19 protein-coding genes are annotated in these 18,718 nt (G+C 54.8%); 3 read left to right on the top strand and 16 right to left on the bottom strand.

The features are described from left to right. Window positions 1-205: 205 nt before the first annotated feature. Window positions 206-589: a fluoride efflux transporter CrcB gene (gene crcB / locus E0L20_RS05595; RefSeq protein WP_131633079.1), complete on the bottom strand. Its 384-nt coding sequence runs from the start codon at window positions 587-589 to the stop codon at window positions 206-208. Between the two features lie 67 nt (window positions 590-656). On the opposite strand from crcB, the gene E0L20_RS05590 reads away from it, so the two are divergent. Together E0L20_RS05590 and tatE are read left to right on the top strand one after the other, a co-directional pair. Continuing rightward, window positions 657-1,445 carry a deaminated glutathione amidase gene (locus tag E0L20_RS05590; protein ID WP_131633078.1) on the top strand — a complete coding sequence of 263 codons (789 nt, stop codon included), beginning with the start codon at window positions 657-659 and terminating at the stop codon, window positions 1,443-1,445. A 126-nt stretch (window positions 1,446-1,571) separates the two neighbouring features. Next, the gene (gene tatE / locus E0L20_RS05585) at window positions 1,572-1,775 is read left to right on the top strand and encodes a twin-arginine translocase subunit TatE (RefSeq protein ID WP_014069320.1); all 204 of its coding nucleotides are present in this window, start codon (window positions 1,572-1,574) and stop codon (window positions 1,773-1,775) included. An 82-nt stretch (window positions 1,776-1,857) separates the two neighbouring features. Here tatE and lipA read toward each other — a convergent pair whose 3' ends face one another. The 14 genes from lipA to leuS form a co-directional block, all read right to left on the bottom strand. Further along, a complete protein-coding gene (lipA, locus tag E0L20_RS05580; protein WP_131633077.1) occupies window positions 1,858-2,823 on the bottom strand; it encodes a lipoyl synthase in 966 nt (321 codons plus the stop codon). A gap of 207 nt (window positions 2,824-3,030) precedes the next feature. Next, window positions 3,031-3,984, bottom strand: coding sequence for a YbeF family transcriptional regulator (locus tag E0L20_RS05575; protein WP_131633076.1), 954 nt, complete (start codon window positions 3,982-3,984; stop codon window positions 3,031-3,033). A gap of 291 nt (window positions 3,985-4,275) precedes the next feature. Further along, window positions 4,276-4,917: a lipoyl(octanoyl) transferase LipB gene (lipB, locus tag E0L20_RS05570; protein ID WP_131633075.1), complete on the bottom strand. Its 642-nt coding sequence runs from the start codon at window positions 4,915-4,917 to the stop codon at window positions 4,276-4,278. 94 nt (window positions 4,918-5,011) lie between these two features. Beyond that, window positions 5,012-5,275 (bottom strand): DUF493 family protein YbeD, encoded by a 264-nt coding sequence (ybeD, locus tag E0L20_RS05565; protein WP_006177135.1) that lies wholly within the window; start codon window positions 5,273-5,275, stop codon window positions 5,012-5,014. Window positions 5,276-5,381: 106 nt separating this feature from the next. Further along, window positions 5,382-6,593: a D-alanyl-D-alanine carboxypeptidase DacA gene (gene dacA / locus E0L20_RS05560; RefSeq protein ID WP_131633074.1), complete on the bottom strand. Its 1,212-nt coding sequence runs from the start codon at window positions 6,591-6,593 to the stop codon at window positions 5,382-5,384. Between the two features lie 138 nt (window positions 6,594-6,731). Beyond that, the gene (gene rlpA / locus E0L20_RS05550; RefSeq protein WP_131633073.1) at window positions 6,732-7,838 is read right to left on the bottom strand and encodes an endolytic peptidoglycan transglycosylase RlpA; all 1,107 of its coding nucleotides are present in this window, start codon (window positions 7,836-7,838) and stop codon (window positions 6,732-6,734) included. Between the two features lie 16 nt (window positions 7,839-7,854). After that, a complete protein-coding gene (gene mrdB / locus E0L20_RS05545) occupies window positions 7,855-8,967 on the bottom strand; it encodes a peptidoglycan glycosyltransferase MrdB (protein WP_131633072.1) in 1,113 nt (370 codons plus the stop codon). A 2-nt stretch (window positions 8,968-8,969) separates the two neighbouring features. After that, window positions 8,970-10,871: a peptidoglycan DD-transpeptidase MrdA gene (gene mrdA, locus E0L20_RS05540; protein ID WP_131633071.1), complete on the bottom strand. Its 1,902-nt coding sequence runs from the start codon at window positions 10,869-10,871 to the stop codon at window positions 8,970-8,972. A 28-nt stretch (window positions 10,872-10,899) separates the two neighbouring features. Beyond that, entirely contained in the window at window positions 10,900-11,367 is a 468-nt protein-coding gene (gene rlmH, locus E0L20_RS05535; protein WP_003858701.1) for a 23S rRNA (pseudouridine(1915)-N(3))-methyltransferase RlmH, read from the bottom strand. Between the two features lie 3 nt (window positions 11,368-11,370). Further along, a complete protein-coding gene (gene rsfS / locus E0L20_RS05530) occupies window positions 11,371-11,688 on the bottom strand; it encodes a ribosome silencing factor (RefSeq protein WP_131633070.1) in 318 nt (105 codons plus the stop codon). A 270-nt stretch (window positions 11,689-11,958) separates the two neighbouring features. Next, the gene (gene nadD, locus E0L20_RS05525; protein WP_131633069.1) at window positions 11,959-12,624 is read right to left on the bottom strand and encodes a nicotinate-nucleotide adenylyltransferase; all 666 of its coding nucleotides are present in this window, start codon (window positions 12,622-12,624) and stop codon (window positions 11,959-11,961) included. After that, a complete protein-coding gene (gene holA, locus E0L20_RS05520; protein ID WP_131633068.1) occupies window positions 12,617-13,648 on the bottom strand; it encodes a DNA polymerase III subunit delta in 1,032 nt (343 codons plus the stop codon). The genes nadD and holA overlap by 8 nt, the downstream gene beginning before the upstream one ends. Further along, the gene (gene lptE / locus E0L20_RS05515) at window positions 13,648-14,217 is read right to left on the bottom strand and encodes an LPS assembly lipoprotein LptE (protein WP_131633067.1); all 570 of its coding nucleotides are present in this window, start codon (window positions 14,215-14,217) and stop codon (window positions 13,648-13,650) included. The genes holA and lptE overlap by 1 nt, the downstream gene beginning before the upstream one ends. 14 nt (window positions 14,218-14,231) lie before the next feature. Further along, on the bottom strand, window positions 14,232-16,814 hold the full coding sequence (gene leuS / locus E0L20_RS05510; RefSeq protein WP_165500684.1) for a leucine--tRNA ligase: 2,583 nt from the start codon (window positions 16,812-16,814) through the stop codon (window positions 14,232-14,234). A 214-nt stretch (window positions 16,815-17,028) separates the two neighbouring features. Between leuS and E0L20_RS05505 the strand changes: the two genes are divergently transcribed. Next, window positions 17,029-17,511, top strand: coding sequence for a zinc ribbon-containing protein (locus E0L20_RS05505; protein WP_131633410.1), 483 nt, complete (start codon window positions 17,029-17,031; stop codon window positions 17,509-17,511). A gap of 172 nt (window positions 17,512-17,683) precedes the next feature. On the opposite strand, the gene rihA is transcribed toward E0L20_RS05505, so the two are convergent. Continuing rightward, window positions 17,684-18,625: a pyrimidine-specific ribonucleoside hydrolase RihA gene (gene rihA, locus E0L20_RS05500; RefSeq protein WP_131633065.1), complete on the bottom strand. Its 942-nt coding sequence runs from the start codon at window positions 18,623-18,625 to the stop codon at window positions 17,684-17,686. Window positions 18,626-18,718 lie beyond the last annotated feature (93 nt).

Raw genomic sequence — 18,718 nt, 5'->3', positions numbered from 1 at the left:
CAAGAATTTCAAAACCCGCTCACTGAGCGGGTTTTTTTCGTTTTGAATCAACCCAGCAGATACATTTTCAGGAAGCTGGCGATAATCAGGACGCTTAACAACACCATTCCCGCACTCATCAAGCTCTCTTTCATTCTGTCACCCTCGTTCAGTATTGCCCTCAGAGTGACAGAGAAAAATTAAGCCAACATTAACGTCCCGATGGTCAGTGCGCGCTGGCGGAAGAAAATAGCCAAAATGCGATCCCCGTCATCGCAAATGAGCCGAGCATATTAATCGCAACGTTGGTCAGCGCCCAGCCGATTCGCCCTTCCTGAATCAGAAAAACCACTTCGGCAGAGAAGGTTGAGAAAGTCGTCAGGCCGCCGCAAAAACCGGTGGTAATCAGGACTTTCCACATGGGGTCAATATGGGTCATACGGTTAAACCAGGCGAGCCCCATGCCGATGATAAATGCGCCAATCAGGTTTGCTGCCAGGGTTCCCATCGGAATAGCCTGATGCAGGGGATTAAACCGCATGCTTAAAAGCCATCGCGCAACGCTACCCGTGCCCCCACCGATAAAAACGGCTATAAGTAGTTGTAACACGCTAAATACCTGCTATTTGATCTATAAGATCATCGAGTTTAACGCCGATTATGACCAGGGGACAAATATGTATGTTGCGGTAGGGCAGTTTGCGGTGACGCCCGACTGGGAGGTTAATGCGCAAAAATGTATCTCCCTGATGGCGGAGGCACGGCTGAAAGGGGCATCTTTACTGGTTCTCCCGGAAGCCCTTCTGGCGAGGAATGACAACGATCCCGATCTCTCGGTAAAGTCAGCGCAGCCGCTTGACGGGGCATTTATACGCATGCTGTGTCAGGAGAGTGCCGGGAATGCCCTGACCACCGTTCTGACTATTCATGTACCCTCTACGCCAGGGCGAGCTGTGAATACGCTGGTGGTCCTGCGGGCGGGGGCAGTTATCGCAAGCTATGCGAAGCTACATCTCTATGACGCATTCAGTATTCAGGAATCCAGGCTCGTTGATCCGGGCGACACCGTTCCGCCGCTGTTGGACGTGTGTGGGTTCAGGATTGGATTGATGACCTGCTACGACCTGCGTTTCCCCGAGCTGGCACTGAACCTGGCGCTACAGGGGGCGGATATTCTGGTTTTACCCGCCGCCTGGGTCAGGGGCGCGTTAAAGGAGCATCACTGGGCAACGCTGCTGGCCGCACGGGCTCTGGATACAACCTGCTATGTGGTCGCGGCAGGCGAGTGCGGAAATAAAAATATTGGCCAGAGCAGGGTGGTCGATCCGCTGGGCGTGACGGTCGCGGCGGCGGCGGAAGCGCCGGTTTTATTGATGGCGGAGATAATTTCAGAAAGAATTGCGCTTGCGCGCCAGCAATTACCCGTTCTTCGTAACCGGCGGTTTGCGCCACCGCAATTATTATGATGATTTTTTCAACAATGCTTGATTCATCTCGTTACAGATTGCTATTGTGTGCACGCGCCAAATGACCGTTAATACGATCGGGTTTTTGGGGCTGAATGCAGCCTGTTTTATGTAAAGAAGGTATCTATGGGTGAGATTAGTATTACCAAACTGCTGGTGGTTGCCGCACTGGTCGTCCTGCTGTTTGGTACCAAGAAGTTACGCACGCTGGGTGGAGACCTGGGTGCAGCCATTAAAGGCTTTAAGAAGGCGATGAACGACGATGATGCGGCTGCGAAGAAAAGCGCCGAGGATGACGTTCCTGCAGAGAAGCTTTCTCACAAAGAGTAACGGCAATGCCTGCGGGCTTGCGAAAAAAAAACCGGCACATGAGGCCGGTTTTTTTGTATTAGTGTAAAAGGATATTACAGGTTTATTTAACTTCTTCGCCTTTCGCCTGCATATCGGCATGGTAAGACGAGCGAACGAAGGGACCGCAGGCCGCGTGGGTGAAGCCCATCGCCATCGCCTCGGCTTTCATCTCATCGAACTCATCCGGGCTGACGTAGCGCTGTACCGGCAGGTGATGGCGGCTCGGCTGCAGATACTGGCCCAGCGTGAGCATGGTCACACCGTGGCGGCGCAGATCGCGCATCACTTCGATAATTTCGGCATTCGTTTCGCCAAGGCCAACCATCAGGCCGGACTTGGTCGGAATATGCGGATGGGCTTCTTTAAAGCGCTCCAGCAGCTTCAGTGACCAGTTGTAGTCTGCGCCGGGACGGACCTGACGATAGATACGCGGCACGTTCTCAAGGTTGTGGTTAAACACGTCTGGCGGCGTTGCGGTCAGAATGTCCAGTGCGCGGTCCATACGGCCGCGGAAGTCAGGCACCAGCGTCTCAATCTTAATGCTTGGGCTTTTTTCACGGATGGCGGTAATGCAATCCGCAAAGTGCTGTGCTCCACCGTCGCGCAGGTCGTCACGGTCAACGGAGGTGATGACGACATAACGCAGGGCCATGTCGGCGATGGTCTGGGCCAGCTTAAGCGGCTCGTTCGCGTCAGGCGCAACGGGGCGGCCATGCGCAACGTCGCAGAACGGACAGCGGCGGGTACAGATGGCACCCAAAATCATAAACGTCGCGGTACCGTGGTTAAAACATTCAGCAAGGTTCGGGCAAGAAGCTTCTTCACACACGGAGTGAAGGCCATTCTTGCGCATCGCCGCTTTGATCCCCTGGATACGCGAAGAGTCAGCCGGAAGTTTAATTTTCATCCATTCCGGTTTTCTTAACAGCGCCTCGCGCTCTGTAGCCACGTTTTTAACCGGGATAAGGGCCATTTTATCGGCATCGCGGTATTTAACACCGCGTTCCATCACAATGGGTTTACTCATAGCGTGCGTGTTCCAGTTGCGAATATCGAAGGAAAGCGTTTCAATTCAAGGGAATGTTGTAATTATCAACTATTTTTGAACCAACGACAGGCAGTATATCATTGAAACGGTCGATAAAGCAGCCTGCCGGGTCGCCAATTTGTAAAATAGTTGTTGTTTTGTGCCTTTTGCCCTGCATGGCGCAGGGGCTTATGCTGCACGTCGCTGTCAGAAGGCCTGACGGATGACGTTAATGACGTTTTCCAGTACCGGGTCGCGCAGGCTTAGCTTGTTGTAATGCACGGATATTTCAACCGTTTCTGCATTGAGCTGGCTCAGCGGAATACTCTGCAGCGGCCAGCATTTGCGCAGCAGATTGAAGAGGCGGACAGGCATCACGCAGAGCATGTCGCTGCTGCCAATCAGGGCTGCTACGGTAAACATATTGTAACTGCTAAAGCTGATCTGGCGTTCAGGGAAGAGTTCGTCTAAACGCTGACGCTGCGGGTTCTGCCCATGGCCCTCGGTCATGAACGACGAATGCTCATACTTGCGCAGGCTTTCCAGGGTTAAAGGTTCGCTGAACGCTGGATGCTGCTGCCGACACACGAGTGTCAGATGGTCGGCATAGAGAACATTCTGCCCTAAGGCTCTGGCAGTGAAGCTATTGCTGTCGATTATCAGGTCGGTCTGGAATTGCGCCAGCTGAGTTTCCGGCTCATTTATGGGAACGTTGCGAATCAGCAGCTGCGGCGCATGCTGTTTTATGGCCTGGTAGATGGCCGGCATCACCAGAACCCCCAGAGAAGGGGAGGTGCCAATGGTGATGGTCCGCTGTTTGTCATAGCTACCGGTTAGATCCAGTGCCCCCAGGATCGATTCCAGCCCCTGGCTGATGTACTCGTGAAGATGCGTGGCGTAGGCGGTTGGCGTAACCCCCTGACCCTTACGAATGAATAAGGGGTCAGGAAATATCGCGCGCAATTTTTGAATTGACTGGCTAATTGCCGATGGCGTGAGATTAAGAATTTTCGCAGCGTTAACGATACCCTTGTGGACATATACCGCCTCAAAAATAGTCAGCAAATTGAGATCAATATTACGTAAAGTCCGAAAAATTTGCGGCTTATCTTGTCCACCAGGTTCATTCAGGCGTTTGGCTGGTAAATTAGTAGACTCCACGCGTTCACTCCGTATTCATTCATAGTATGAATGATAGTTGAATTTATTTATTATGCTTGTAGAGATTCGTAAAGTGCTGGTTGTGTTTCACTTGTTTATCAAAAACAAACAGTTGTGTGATTATCACGCAAGTTACATAGGTTCTGCAGGCAGCAATGGCTGTAGAGTAAATAATATGTAACGCCAATATTCGGGCGCTTCGAAAATATAGAATCTGCGGATTATTGTAAAGTATAAAAGCGGCAAATAAGCAGTGGCCCGTCAAATAATCGAGCCAGGATGTATGATGTATTAAGCAGGGATATATTCGTGGGAAGGATTGTTAAGCAGCGCTAAAAAGTTGTTTAAAAGTACAGGACGAATATTATCTGGCGTAGCGGTCTCAACCCACTGGCGCATTTGCGTCATTTCCATTCCGGCATAGCCGCAAGGATTGATGCGCTGAAACGGCGTGAGATCCATATTTATATTCAATGCCAGCCCGTGGAACGAGCAGCCTTTACGGATGCGCAGGCCTAAAGAACAGATCTTCATTTCACCAACATAAACGCCCGGCGCATCGGCACGCGGATGGGCTTCTATACCGTATTCACCCAGCGTGTTAACCACGGTTTGTTCCAGCAGGGTAACCAGTTCGCGTACGCCCAGCTTACGGCGTTTCAGATTAAGCAAAACGTACATCACCTGCTGCCCGGGGCCGTGATACGTCACCTGCCCGCCACGGTCGCTCTGAATCACCGGGATATCGCCCGTCATCAATAAATGCTCGGCTTTCCCTGCCTGGCCCTGCGTAAACACGGGAAGGTGCTCAACCAGCCAGATCTCATCGGGGGTGGTGTCGTCGCGTGAATCGGTGAAGTCATGCATGGCCTGGGAGACAGGCTCGTAAGGTTGAAGCCCGAGTTGACGGACGAGAATTTTATCCTGGAACACAACAACGTCTCCGAAGACGAGGGACAAAAGATGGGAGGGAGTATATCACAGCGGGGAGGCGGGTTACCCGGTAAACCGGGTAACCGCAGAGGGACTACAGCACCATACGAACAATTTCGATATTGCCGAGTTCTTCGTACAGCGTCTCAACCTGCTCAATGTGAGTCGCGGTGATGGTAATAGAAACCGAGTGGTAGTTGCCCTTGCTGCTTGGTTTTACTGACGGAGAGTAGTCGCCCGGCGCATGGCGCTGTACCACTTCAACCACCTGATCAACCAGCTCAGGTTTCGCCAGACCCATCACTTTGTAAGTAAATGAGGTAGGGAATTCAAGCAGTTCGTTAAGTTTGGTTTTCATGTCAGCTCCGGCGTAACGTCAAAAAATAATAACTCCCACGTCAGGTGGGAGTTATCAGGATACTTAGTATATGGGGATCAAAATCACACTTTCAAGTGTTCAATTTTTAGCCAAACCAGTGGTGGAACATCAATTTAATGTAATCAATGATTTTGCCGAAGAAATTGCCTTCCGGAATTTCATCCAGGACTACGAGCGGGCGCTGGTCGATGGTTTTGCCATCCAGCTGGAAGTTGATGGTGCCCACAACCTGGTTTTTCTGCAGCGGTGCGTGCAGCTCGGTGGTGTTGAGCACGTAGCTCGCTTTCAGATCTTTCATGCGGCCACGAGGAATGGTGAGATAAAGGTCCTTATCCACGCCCAGCGAAGCACGATCGTTATTACCGAACCAGACCGGCTCAGAGGCGAACTCTTTCCCCGCTTTCAGCGGATTCACGGTTTCGAAGAAACGGAAGCCCCAGGTCAGCAGTTTTTTACTTTCGGTTTCGCGGCCTTTGAAGGTGCGACCACCCATCACGGCGGAGATCAGGCGCATCTGGCCTTCAGTGGCGGAAGCCACCAGGTTATAGCCCGCTTTATCGGTATGGCCGGTCTTGATACCGTCAACGTTCAGGCTGTTATCCCACAGCAGGCCGTTACGGTTGGTCTGACGGATGCCGTTGAAGGTAAACTCTTTTTCTTTGTAGATAGTGTATTCGTTTGGCACATCACGGATCAGGGCCTGACCAATCAGGGCCATGTCACGTGCGGAGCTGTACTGACCGTCTGCGTCCAGGCCATGTACGGTCTGGAAGTGGCTGTTTTTCAGGCCCAGCGCAGAAACGTAGCTGTTCATCAGGCCAACAAACGCGTCCTGGCTGCCCGCGGCGAAATCGGCCATTGCCACGCAGGCATCGTTACCGGACTGCAGGTTGATACCACGGATCAGCTGAGAAACGGGTACCTGCATGCCAGGCTTCAGGAACATCAGCGATGAACCCTTGAACACCGGGTTACCGGTTGCCCACGCATCGTTACCGATGGTCACCAGGTCGGTTTCTTTGAATTTACCCGCCTTCATGGCCTGGCCGATAACGTAGCTGGTCATCATTTTGGTCAGGCTGGCCGGATCGCGACGGGCATCGGCATTCTGTTCAGCCAGAACTTTGCCAGAGTTGTAATCGATCAGGATGTAGGATTCCGCGTCGATTTGCGGAACGCCAGGGATCATGGTCTTGATGTTCAGGTCATCCGCGTGCGCTGCAGAGAGTGCAGCCGCGCAAAGGGCCGTGGTGAGCGCGATGCGCTGCACAAAACGAGCAGAGAAAGTGGTCTTCATGGTCGAACTACGACATCCGTGATGGAATTAAAAAAAGTGCCTTACTATAGCAAAAGCTATACAGGCAGGCATCCGACTTTCAGTGCGACTTTGTGAATGTAAGTTACACAAATTGACAATTCGGATACCGCCGATTAATTACTTCGCAACAGTGATAAATGACTGCAATTTCGCTTCATTTTGCAAACGTTGCTGCAGGGCGACTGCCTGCGATTTGCTGGCAAACGGCCCCATCTGGATACGCCAGACCGCGCCGTTTTGCTCAACGCGGCCCGGGACATCAAACTGCTGGGTCAAGCGCTGCTGATACTGCTGCGCACGTGCCCGATCGCTCACCGCGCCAACCTGCACCACAAAGCCGCCCGCAGAGGTGGCCGGAGCAGACGCTGGCGCACTTTGCGCGGTAGTCGGAGCCGTTACGGGCGCTGGCTGAGTAACCGGCGTGGCTACAGGAGCGGGCGTTGGCTCGCTGCCTTCCAGCACGCCCGAGGCTAAGGTCGTCGGCGCGCCCAGGAAGCCGCTACTTTTTACCGGAGCATCCGTGCTGTCATCGCTTTGCAGGGTGTCGTTGCTGATGGGGCGAATTTCTCCCCCGGGCTGAGCAGGCTCAGCCGGGGAAGACACGCTTCCCATTCCGCCGTCCAGATTCGGGCGGTCGGGGAGGGCGTAAGTCTGTTTTGCCACCGTCGTACAGGCTGTGCCTGGCCCGGAGAGCGAACCATCCTGCGCCACAATAATCGGGTCGATACGGACCTTGGTATTGTTCGAGGTGTTCAGGCGATCGGCGGACGCACGAGAGAGTGAAATCACGCGATCGTTACCGTAAGGGCCGCGATCGTTAATTTTCACCACGATCATTCGGCCATTCGCCAGGTTTGTTATGCGGGCATAGCTCGGGATAGGCAGCGTTGGATGTGCAGCCGTCAGCTGCGTTGGGTCGAAGGCTTCGCCAGACGCGGTCAGATTACTGCCGGGTTCCGCATCATAGATAGCGGCAAAGCCAGCCTGGCTGAAGCGGGACGGGTCCTGAACGATTTTGTAGCTTTTGCCGTCGCGCTGGTAATCCTGATTTGCCGTTGCGTTCGGCTGTTCATAGACCGGTTCGGCACCGCTAATCTCAACGATTGGGCCATTACAGACCGCAGGCTGCGGCGGCGCAACGGTCGCCTGCTGCTGACCATCATCACTTGTACATGCAGCAAGTAAACTCGCTGCAATGCAGATCCCCAGCCACTGCTTACGCATTGCGATCCCCTTATTTTTATACGCTTTTTGACAACATTTTTCTGTGGGTGTGGATCGACATCACGATACCAAACCCGGCCATCAACACGATCAGTGCCGAGCCTCCGTAGCTCACTAGCGGCAGCGGTACGCCTACAACCGGCAGAATACCACTCACCATACCAATATTTACGAAGACATAAACGAATAAAATCAACATCAATCCACCGGCCATGACGCGACCAAAGGTGGTTTGCGCGCGTGCGGCAATCCATAGCCCTCGCATGATCAGCAGCACGTAAAGCGCCAGCAGGATCAGGATGCCAACCAGCCCCAGTTCCTCCGCCAGCACTGCAAAGATGAAGTCCGTATGGCGCTCTGGCAGGAACTCCAGCTGAGACTGCGTGCCGTGTAGCCAGCCTTTACCGCGCAGGCCGCCGGAGCCAATGGCAATTTTTGACTGAATAATATGATAGCCCGCACCCAGCGGATCGGTTTCCGGATCGAGCAGCATCATCACGCGCTGGCGCTGATAATCATGCATCAGGAAGAACCACAGGATGGGAATAAAGGCCGCAACCAGCACTACGGCGATGCCAATCAGACGCCAGCTCAGCCCCGACAGGAACAACACAAACAGACCGGAGAGCGCGATCAGAATCGAGGTGCCAAGGTCAGGCTGCGCCGCAACCAGCAGGGTTGGCAGGAAAATCAGCACCAGCGCGATCGCGGTATTTTTAAGCGAAGGCGGGCAGACGTCGCGGTTGATAAAACGCGCCACCATCAGCGGCACGGCAATTTTAGCAATTTCCGACGGCTGGAAGCGGACAATACCCAGGTCAAGCCAGCGCTGCGCACCTTTGGAAATGGCACCAAAGGCATCTACCGCAACCAGCAGCACGATACAAAATATGTAGAGGTAAGGCGCCCAGCCTTCGTAGACGCGCGGCGGGATTTGCGCCATGACCACCATAATGACCAGGCCCATCGCAATCTGGCCAATCTTGCGCTCCATCATGCCGATGTCCTGGCCGCTGGCGCTCCAGATAACCAGAGCGCTGTAGACCAGCAAAGCCAGCAGGATCAGCAGCATGGCTGGGTCGATGTGGATTTTGTCCCACAGCGATTTTTTATTCGGATTATCCGTCATGATTATTGGTCCTCCGCCGCAGCGGCTGCCGGGTTTTCTGCCGGCAGGTCGGTGTTGTTGTCGCCCAACATTATATGGTCGAGGATTTGACGCATGATGGTACCCACAGCCGGACCTGCACCGCCGTTTTCCAGGATCATCGCCACCGCAACCTGCGGGTTATCATAAGGGGCAAACGCCGTCATGAGCTTGTGGTCACGCAGACGTTCCGCAATTTTGTGTGCGTTATAGGTTTCGTTTGCCTTCAGGCCGAAGACCTGCGCGGTACCTGATTTGGCGGCCACTTTGTAAGGGGCACCGGCAAAGTATTTATGCGCCGTCCCGTTAGGGCGGTTTGCTACGCCGTACATCCCGTCTTTAGCGATTTCCCAGAAGCCGGAATGAATATCGCCCACCGGGGCTTCGTGCGGCTGCATCCACGGCACTTTTTTACCGCCTTCAACCGTACTCTGCAGCAGGTGCGGCACTTTAACCACGCCATCGTTGATGAGGATCATCATGGCTTTGTTCATCTGCAGCGGGGTGGCGGTCCAGTAGCCCTGGCCGATACCTACCGGAATGGTATCACCCTGATACCACGGCTTTTTAAAGCGCTTGAGCTTCCATTCGCGGGTGGGCATGTTGCCTGAGCGTTCTTCTGAGAGATCGACCCCGGTGTAATGCCCGTAGCCAAATTTACTCATCCACTCGGACAGGCGGTCAATCCCCATGTCATAGGCGACCTGATAGAAGAAGGTATCCGCGGATTCTTCCAGCGATTTGGTCACGTTCAGATGGCCATGGCCCCATTTTTTCCAGTCGCGATAGCGCTTTTCTGAGCCCGGCAGCTGCCACCAGCCCGGGTCAAACAGGCTGGTATTGCGGTTGATCACCCCTGCGCTTAACGCAGACACGGCGACATAAGGTTTGACCGTCGATGCAGGAGGATAAACGCCCTGGGTTGCGCGGTTTACCAGCGGCGTATTGGGATCGTTAAGCAGGCCGGAATAGTCCTTGCTGGATATGCCGTCGACAAAGAGGTTAGGGTCGTAACTTGGCATGGATACCATCGCCAGAATGCCGCCCGTACGCGGATCGGTGACCACAACGGCAGCGCGGCTGCCGGCCAGCAGGGTTTCAATATATTGCTGGAGCTTAAGATCGAGCGTCAGATAGACGTCATGTCCCGCCTGAGGTGGAACCTCTTTCAGCTGGCGGATCACGCGGCCACGGTTGTTGACTTCAACCTCTTCGTAGCCGGTTTGTCCGTGCAGGACATTTTCGTAATAGCGCTCAATGCCCAGCTTGCCGATATCGTGCGTCGCGGCGTAGTTCGCCAGCTTGCCGTCCTTATCGAGGCGGTCAACGTCTTTATCGTTAATTTTGGAAACGTAGCCAATCACGTGCGTCAGCGCAGAGCCATAAGGATAGAAGCGGCGCTTGTAGCCCTTTACTTCCACACCCGGGAAACGGTACTGGTTTACGGCAAAGCGGGCCACCTGCACTTCGGTCAGGTTTGTTTTGACTGGAATAGAGGTAAAGCGGTGCGAGCGAGCGCGTTCTTTCTTGAAGGCGGCGATATCGTCGTCGGTGAGATCGACAACGCCCTTCAGCGCTTCCAGCGTATCCTGCACGCTGTCGACTTTCTCCGGCATCATCTCGATCTGGTAGATGGTGCGGTTTAAGGCCAGCGGCGTGCCGTTGCGGTCATAAATAATGCCGCGGCTGGGCGCGATAGGCACCAGCTTGATACGGTTTTCGTTCGAGCGCGTCTGGTAATCGGTAAATCTGACAATTTGCAGATTATAAAGGTTGGCGATCAGCACGCCGGTCAGCAGCAAAATCCCCGTAAAGGCGACCAGCGCCCGGCGCACAAACAGCGCGGACTCAGCCGTATAGTCGCGAAAAGAATTCTGTAGTTTCATCCGCTGCTTAATCTACCCTGGTCATTCACTACTCGCGGTGATATGGGTGGTTGGTAGTAATGCTCCACGCGCGATAGAGGCTTTCTGCCACCAGAACCCGAACGAGCGGGTGGGGAAGCGTCAGCGCGGAGAGGGACCAACTTTGTTCTGCTGCCGCTTTACAGGCGGGGGATAACCCCTCTGGCCCGCCAATCAACAGACTGACGTCACGGCCATCCTGCTTCCAGCGCTCCAGTTCGTGCGCCAGCTGCGGCGTATCCCAGGGTTTCCCTGGAATATCGAGGGTCACGATGCGGTTTTTGCCTGCGGCAGCCAGCATCAGCTCTCCCTCTTTATCGAGAATACGTTTAATATCCGCGTTCTTGCCGCGCTTGCCTGCTGGGATCTCCACCAGTTCGAACGGCATATCCTTCGGGAAACGGCGCAGATACTCGGTAAAACCAGTTTGTACCCAGTCCGGCATTTTTGTGCCGACGGCGACCAGCTGCAACTTCACGCATTAACCCCAGAGTTTTTCCAGCTCATACAGGCGACGGCTCTCTTCCTGCAGGACGTGGACAATCACATCGCCGAGATCGACTACCACCCAGTCAGCCGTAGCTTCGCCTTCCATGCCAAGCGGATAAAGCCCTGCAGCGCGTGATTCCTGAACCACGTGGTTAGCGATAGAAACTACATGGCGAGTGGATGTCCCGGTGCAAATAATCATGCAATCGGTGATGCTGGATTTACCCTTTACGTCGATAGCGATGATGTCCTGACCTTTCAGGTCATCAATTTTGTCGATAACAAAATCCTGGAGTGCTTTACCCTGCAAGTTTTCCCCCTGGGGTGAATAAGATGGTGCAACTATGAATTTGTGGCCAGACAGTATACCTGAACTGACGCCAGTGTCGGGACAAATGTCGCCGGCCGGGCTTTTGAAGGCGGGTATCATCCCACCCTCCGCCTGAGATTGCATCGCCATTTTTGTAAAACAATTTCTGTAAAGCAATGAACGGCGGGAAAGTCTGGCAGCGGAGGATAACAGTATGGCTTACTCTGTCAAGGCAGGATAATCAATAAGGCGCTATTTCGTGCTGCCCGGCTATGCGTCTGCGCTTTTATGATACAGCCCATGCTCGTGAATATACGCCAGCACTGAGGATGGCAGCAGATCGTCGCAGGCCAGCCCGTTCTGCAGCCGCTCACGAATAATGGTCGCAGAAATATCAAACCACGGCGTCTCCGCCAGATAAATCTTGCCGGCGGGCAGGGTATGCAGATCTTCTACATTGTCGGTCAGATGGGCCTCAAGCCAGTCCTGATACTGCTCTTCACGCATGGTTAACGGATAGCCCGGGCGGCGGCAGACGAGAAGGTGGCTGTTATCCAGAATGGTTTCATACTGGTGCCAGCTGGGGAAGTTAAGCAGCGAATCCTGGCCTATGATGAAGGCCAGCGGCCTGTGTGGCCCTTGCTCTGCCCGCCACTCCTGCAATGTTTGCGATGTCCACGAAGGGGTATCGCGGCGCAGTTCCCGCTCGTCCAGGCTAAAGAGCGGTTTATCCGCTATTGCCAGCGCGAGCATCTCTTTACGCTGCTCGCTGGTTGCTTCAGGCTGAGGGCGGTGGGGCGGGACGTTATTAGGCATGATGGTCACGCGCTTCAGGCCAATCAAATTTGCCAGTATTTCGACGGGCTTAAGATGCCCGTAGTGGACCGGATCGAAAGTCCCGCCGTACAACGCCTGTAGTGAATGCATACTATCCATCGATAAATACGTCAGCCAGCGCCTTGTGGCAGAGCAGAAGTGAAAGGCTTTCCAGCTCCGCCCAGATTGACTGGCCGTAATCTTGTTTTAACGTAAGCTCAGCGCGCATCAGCAATTGAATTGCCTGACGAAGCTGCTCGTGGCTCAGGCGGTTGATTGCCTCAGTGGTCATCGCCCGGCGGTTTTGCCATACGCGGTGTTTATCAAACAGCGATCTTAACGGCGTAGTGGCCGACTGACGTTTGAGATTGATCAGCAGCAGCAGTTCGCGCTGCAGCGTGCGCAGCAAAATGACGGGTTCACTGCCTTCCAGCCGTAGCTGCTGCAAAATATGCAGGGCGCGTTTGCTCTTAGCCGACAGCAAGGCATCCACCCAGTGGAAAGGGGTAAAGTGCGCAGCATCATTTACGGCCTGCTCCACGCGCGGCAAGGTCAGTTTACCGTCAGGCCACAGCAGGGAGAGCCTGTCCAGCGCCTGTGCCAGCGCCAGCAGGTTGCCTTCATAGCAGTAGCAAAGCAGTTGATTCGCTGCGTCATCCAGCTGCAGGTTATGCTGTTTTGCGCGCGCGGCGACCCATTTTGGCAGGTGTGCCTGTTCAGGCGTCTGGCAGGTAACCAGCACTGCGTGAGTCGCCAGCTGGGTAACCCATGCTGCGTTTTCCTGCGCTTTGGTGAGCTTGTTGCCGCGTACAATCAGCAGCAGATCGCTGTGCAACAGGCTAACCAGCGTAGCAAGCTGTTCATTGATCGCCGCGTTAGGACCATTTTCCGGGAGCAGGATCTGGATCGTCTGGCGCGACGCAAACAGGCTCATCGCCTGGCAGAGCGAAAAGAGGGCATTCCAGTCGGTACTGTTATCCAACTGGAACGTGTGGTGTTCATCGAAGCCCTGAGTCGCCGCCACATGGCGAACGGCATCAAGGCTTTCCTGAAGTAAAAGCGGATCGTTTCCGAGAAGCAGATACGCCGCGCGCAGCCCTTCATTGAGCTGCGCGCGGAGTTGTTCAGGATACAGCCTGATCATCAGTTACCCATGGAGGTAGAAACAGGAGACGCATCGGCATCCGGTTTTTCGATGATGTCAGAGCCCTGCTTCGTTGATGCGGCAATACTCGGCAGTTTGCGGATCAGCTGTTCTGCAGCCTTGTCGTACATTTCGTTGATGATAATCTGCTGCTCGGCATCTTTCGCCAGAGCCGTTTGCGGGTTATCAAAGAACGAACGGTACACTTTGGTGCTGATTGGGTAGATGTCTTTACCCGGGATTAGCACTGCCGCGTTAACCGACATGACCATCTGGTACTCAGCGGTACGCCCGTCCTGGAAGATAGAAGCCGTATCTTTGCTCAGGGTCATACCCAGAACACGGAGAGACGGTACATCCTGGCGCAGCGTATCTTTCTCGACAAGCTCAACGCCGTTCAGGCGCAGCTGGTTACGAATGGCACGGCTGAGCGGACCATTCGGATCCGATGAGTCGAAAATCATCGTTTTCATCTGGGCAGGCACTGCCGTGGTGTTGCGCAGGTGCCAGCCGCAGCCAGCGGTGACAAGCACCGCCAGAGATAAGAGTATTGTTGCCAGTTGTCGCACGTTTCCTCCCGCGCTTAGCCAACGACCAGATTCAGCAATTTACCCGGTACGTAGATCGCTTTACGTAGGGTAACGCCCTCAAGATATTTCGCAACCAGCGGTTCCTGGCCTGCGCGTTCGCGAACCTGCTCTTCGCTTGCATCTACGGCCACGGTAATTTTACCGCGCACCTTGCCGTTAACCTGTACCACGACCAGCGTGGTGTTTTCCACCATTGCCGCTTCGTCTGCGACCGGCCACGGCGCGTTGTCGATATCGCCTTCGCCTTTCAGCTCCTGCCACAGGGTAAAGCTGGCGTGCGGGGTGAACGGGTTCAGCATGCGAACGACGGCCAGCAGCGCTTCACGCATTAAGGCACGATCCTGCTCGCCTTCCTGCGGTGCTTTCGCCAGCTTGTTCATCAGTTCCATAATAGCCGCAATTGCGGTATTGAAGGTCTGACGACGACCAATATCATCGGTGACTTTTGCAATCGTTTTATGAACATCACGACGCAGGGCCTGCTGATCTTCAGTCAGTGCAGCCACGTTGAGGGCCGGAGCTTCGCCCTGAGAGGTGTGCTCATAAACCAGTTTCCAGACGCGCTTCAGGAAGCGGTTCGCGCCTTCCACGCCGGATTCCTGCCACTCAAGGGTCATGTCAGCCGGAGAAGCAAACATCATGAACAGACGTACGGTGTCTGCGCCGTAGCGTTCAACCATGACCTGCGGGTCGATGCCGTTGTTTTTGGACTTGGACATCTTGCTCATGCCGGTGTAAACCAGTTCATGACCTTTAGCGTCTTTCGCCTTAACGATACGGCCTTTCTCGTCGCGCTCGACAATCGCATCAACCGGAGAAACCCAGTTACGCTCGCCGTTCTCGCCGACGTAATAGAAGGCATCCGCCAGTACCATTCCCTGACACAGCAGCTGCTTAGCCGGCTCGTCAGAGTTCACCATGCCTGCATCACGCATCAGCTTGTGGAAGAAGCGGAAGTAGAGCAGGTGCATGATGGCGTGTTCGATACCGCCAATGTAGATGTCTACCGGCAGCCAGTAGTTTGCCGCATCGGAATCCAGCATGCCTTCCTGATACTGCGGGCAGGTGTAGCGCGCGTAGTACCAGGAGGACTCCATAAAGGTGTCGAAGGTGTCAGTTTCGCGCAGCGCAGGCTGGCCGTTGACGGTGGTCTTCGCCCACTCAGGATCGGCTTTGATCGGGCTGGTAATGCCGTCCATGACTACGTCTTCCGGCAGGATCACCGGCAGCTGATCTTCTGGCGTTGGCATCACGGTGCCGTCTTCCAGAGTCACCATCGGGATTGGCGCACCCCAGTAACGCTGGCGGGAAACCCCCCAGTCGCGCAGACGGAAGTTAACCTTACGCTCCCCCACGCCCAGAGAGGCCAGCTTGTCGGCAATGGCGTTGAAGCCCTCTTCAAAGCTCAGGCCGCTGAACTCACCGGAGTTGAACAGGGTGCCTTTTTCAGTCAGCGCTTGCTCAGACAGGTCGGGTTCAGAACCGTCGGCGTTCAGGATCACCGGCTTGATGTTCAGGCCGTATTTGGATGCAAATTCATAGTCGCGCTGATCGTGGCCCGGTACGGCCATGACCGCGCCCGTACCGTACTCCATCAGCACGAAGTTCGCCGCCCAGACAGGGATGGCTTCGCCGGTCAGTGGGTGGATCGCTTTAAAGCCGGTATCCACACCTTTTTTCTCCATCGTCGCCATGTCGGCTTCGGCCACTTTGGTATTGCGGCATTCGTCGATGAAGGTCGCCAGCTCCGGATTGTTTTCGGCTGCTTTCTGCGCCAGCGGGTGACCTGCGGCCACGGCCAGGTAGGTCGCGCCCATGAAGGTGTCCGGACGAGTGGTATAGACGGTTAGTGTTTGGTCGTAGTGCTCAACGTTGAAGGTAATTTCTACGCCTTCAGAACGCCCGATCCAGTTGCGCTGCATGGTCTTAACGGTGTCAGGCCAGTGATCCAGGTTATCCAGATCGCGCAGCAGTTCGTCAGCGTAGGCGGTGATTTTGATAAACCACTGAGGGATCTCTTTACGCTCAACTTTGGTGTCGCAGCGCCAGCAGCAGCCGTCGATAACCTGTTCGTTTGCCAGAACGGTTTGGTCGTTCGGGCACCAGTTAACGGCAGAGGTCTTCTTGTACACCAGGCCTTTTTTATACAGCTCGGTGAAGAATTTTTGTTCCCAGCGGTAGTATTCCGGGGTGCAGGTTGCCAGCTCGCGGCTCCAGTCATAGCCAAAGCCCAGCATTTTGAGCTGGTTTTTCATGTACGCGATGTTGTCGTACGTCCACGGCGCCGGGGCGGTATTGTTTTTTACCGCCGCGCCTTCCGCAGGCAGACCGAAAGCATCCCAGCCGATTGGCTGCAGCACGTTTTTGCCCAGCATACGCTGGTAGCGTGCAATCACATCACCGATGGTGTAGTTACGCACGTGGCCCATGTGTAGTCGACCAGAAGGATAGGGAAGCATCGACAGGCAGTAATACTTCTCTTTGCTCTCGTCTTCGGTTACTTCAAAGGTGCGCTTCTCGTCCCAGTGTTGCTGGACTTTTGATTCTATCTCTTCCGGGCGGTATTGCTCTTGCATGGCAGCCAGTGGTCCTGTTTTCAATACAGCTACAAATGTAGCCAATGGATGTGGTAATTCAGATCCGCATAGCATAGCCCAAACGCCCGCGTCAAAACAGCCTTTCGCACAAATGCACTTTGCAGGAATTTACCGGGTCTGTGCTTCACCTGACAAAGCGGCGGCGAAATAAGGTCTATTATTAGAGATAGTTACTTACCCGGGAGGCAAAATGATGAACAAGGTTGCTCAATTTTACCGCGAACTGGTGGCGACACTGACGGAACGGCTGCGTAACGGCGAGCGCGATATCGATGCGCTGGTTGAACAGGCGCGCGTGCGGGTGGCGCAAACGGGTGAGTTAACGCGAACCGAAATTGAAGAGGTGACGCGCGCGGTACGCCGCGACCTGGAGGAGTTTGCCCGCAGCTACGAAGAGAGTCAGGATGAAGTTGCCGACAGCGTCTTTATGCGGGTAATCAAAGAGAGCCTATGGCAGGAACTGGCGGATATCACCGATAAAACCCAGCTGGAGTGGCGAGAGGTGTTCCAGGATTTGAACCACCACGGGGTCTACCACAGCGGTGAGGTGGTTGGGCTGGGGAATCTGGTGTGCGAGAAGTGCCATCACCACATTGCAGTTTACACGCCGGACGTGCTGCCGCTGTGTCCGAAGTGCGGGCACGATCAGTTCCAGCGCCGGCCGTTTGAGCCATAAATAAAAGCAAAACGGCAACGACGTTGCCGTTTTTAGTGTCTGCACCCTCTCCCTGTGGGAGAGGGCCGGGGTGAGGGCATCAGGCCGCACAAGGTAAAAGCAAAACGGCAACCCCGTTGCCGTTTTTAGTGTTTGCTCCCTCTCCCTGTGGGAGAGGGCCGGGGTGAGGGCATCAGGCCGCACAATAGTAAGCCAGCCTTTCCGCCAGCAAATCCACAAACGCTTCCCGATTGATGTCCACCATCACCGTGGTATTCGGTTTATTCCCCGTCAGCGAGTAATAATCCACCACGGTCATGCCCTGCGTATATTTCCCCTGCGTCTCCACGCCAACCCAGCGGTCGACCGTGGTGAACATTTCCGGTTTTAACAGCCAGGCAACGGTGCACGGATCGTGCAGCGGCGCGCCGCGGAAGCCCCACTTCTCGGCTTTGTGGTACTCCATAAAGAAGTCCAGCAGCTCCGCCACGGTTGTCGCAACCGGGTTGCCCACGGCGCGGAAACGCGCAATATCGTCTGCCATAATCTGCGCGCGGTGGGTAACATCCAGTCCCGCCATCACAATCGGTAATCCTGACTGAAAGACGATCTCCGCCGCTTCCGGGTCTACAAAGATGTTGAACTCCGCCGCAGGCGTCCAGTTACCCAGCCCCATTGAGCCGCCCATTATGACGATACGGGCGATTTTATCGTGCAGTTCCGGATGGCTGTTAAGCAGCAGCGCAACGTTGGTCTGCGGGCCTGTCGCCACCAGCGTCACGGGCACTGCGCTTTCACGCAGCACCTTTGCCATCAGCTCTACGGCGGTGCAGCTTTGCGGCGCAAAGCCAGGCTCCGGCAGCGCTGGGCCATCCAGCCCGCTTTCCCCGTGAACGTTGTCCGCAATGATCAGCTCGCGCATCAGCGGCCTGATGGCACCGCCTGCCACCGGAATATCGGTGCGTTTGAGCAGCGTCAGCATGCGCAGCACGTTGCGCAGGGTTTTGTCCGGCGTCTGGTTTCCGGCGGACGAGGTGACGGCTTTTACGTCGAGCTCAGGGGAGGCAAGAGCGAGGACGAGGGCGATCGCGTCATCATGACCCGGATCGCAATCGAGAATAATAGGCTGTGCCATAGCGTTCTCCATACGTAGCGTTATTTTGTGACAAGGTTAACGCTGCAGTGTGACGCCGACGAGAAGCAGAGCGTGAAAGCGTGAAGCAGTGCG

It is taken from the genome of Enterobacter wuhouensis (assembly GCF_004331265.1).
Taxonomy (GTDB): Bacteria; Pseudomonadota; Gammaproteobacteria; order Enterobacterales; family Enterobacteriaceae; genus Enterobacter; species Enterobacter wuhouensis.
Note: the sequence above shows the minus strand (reverse complement) of the source record. Positions and strands in the feature narration are given on the sequence as shown.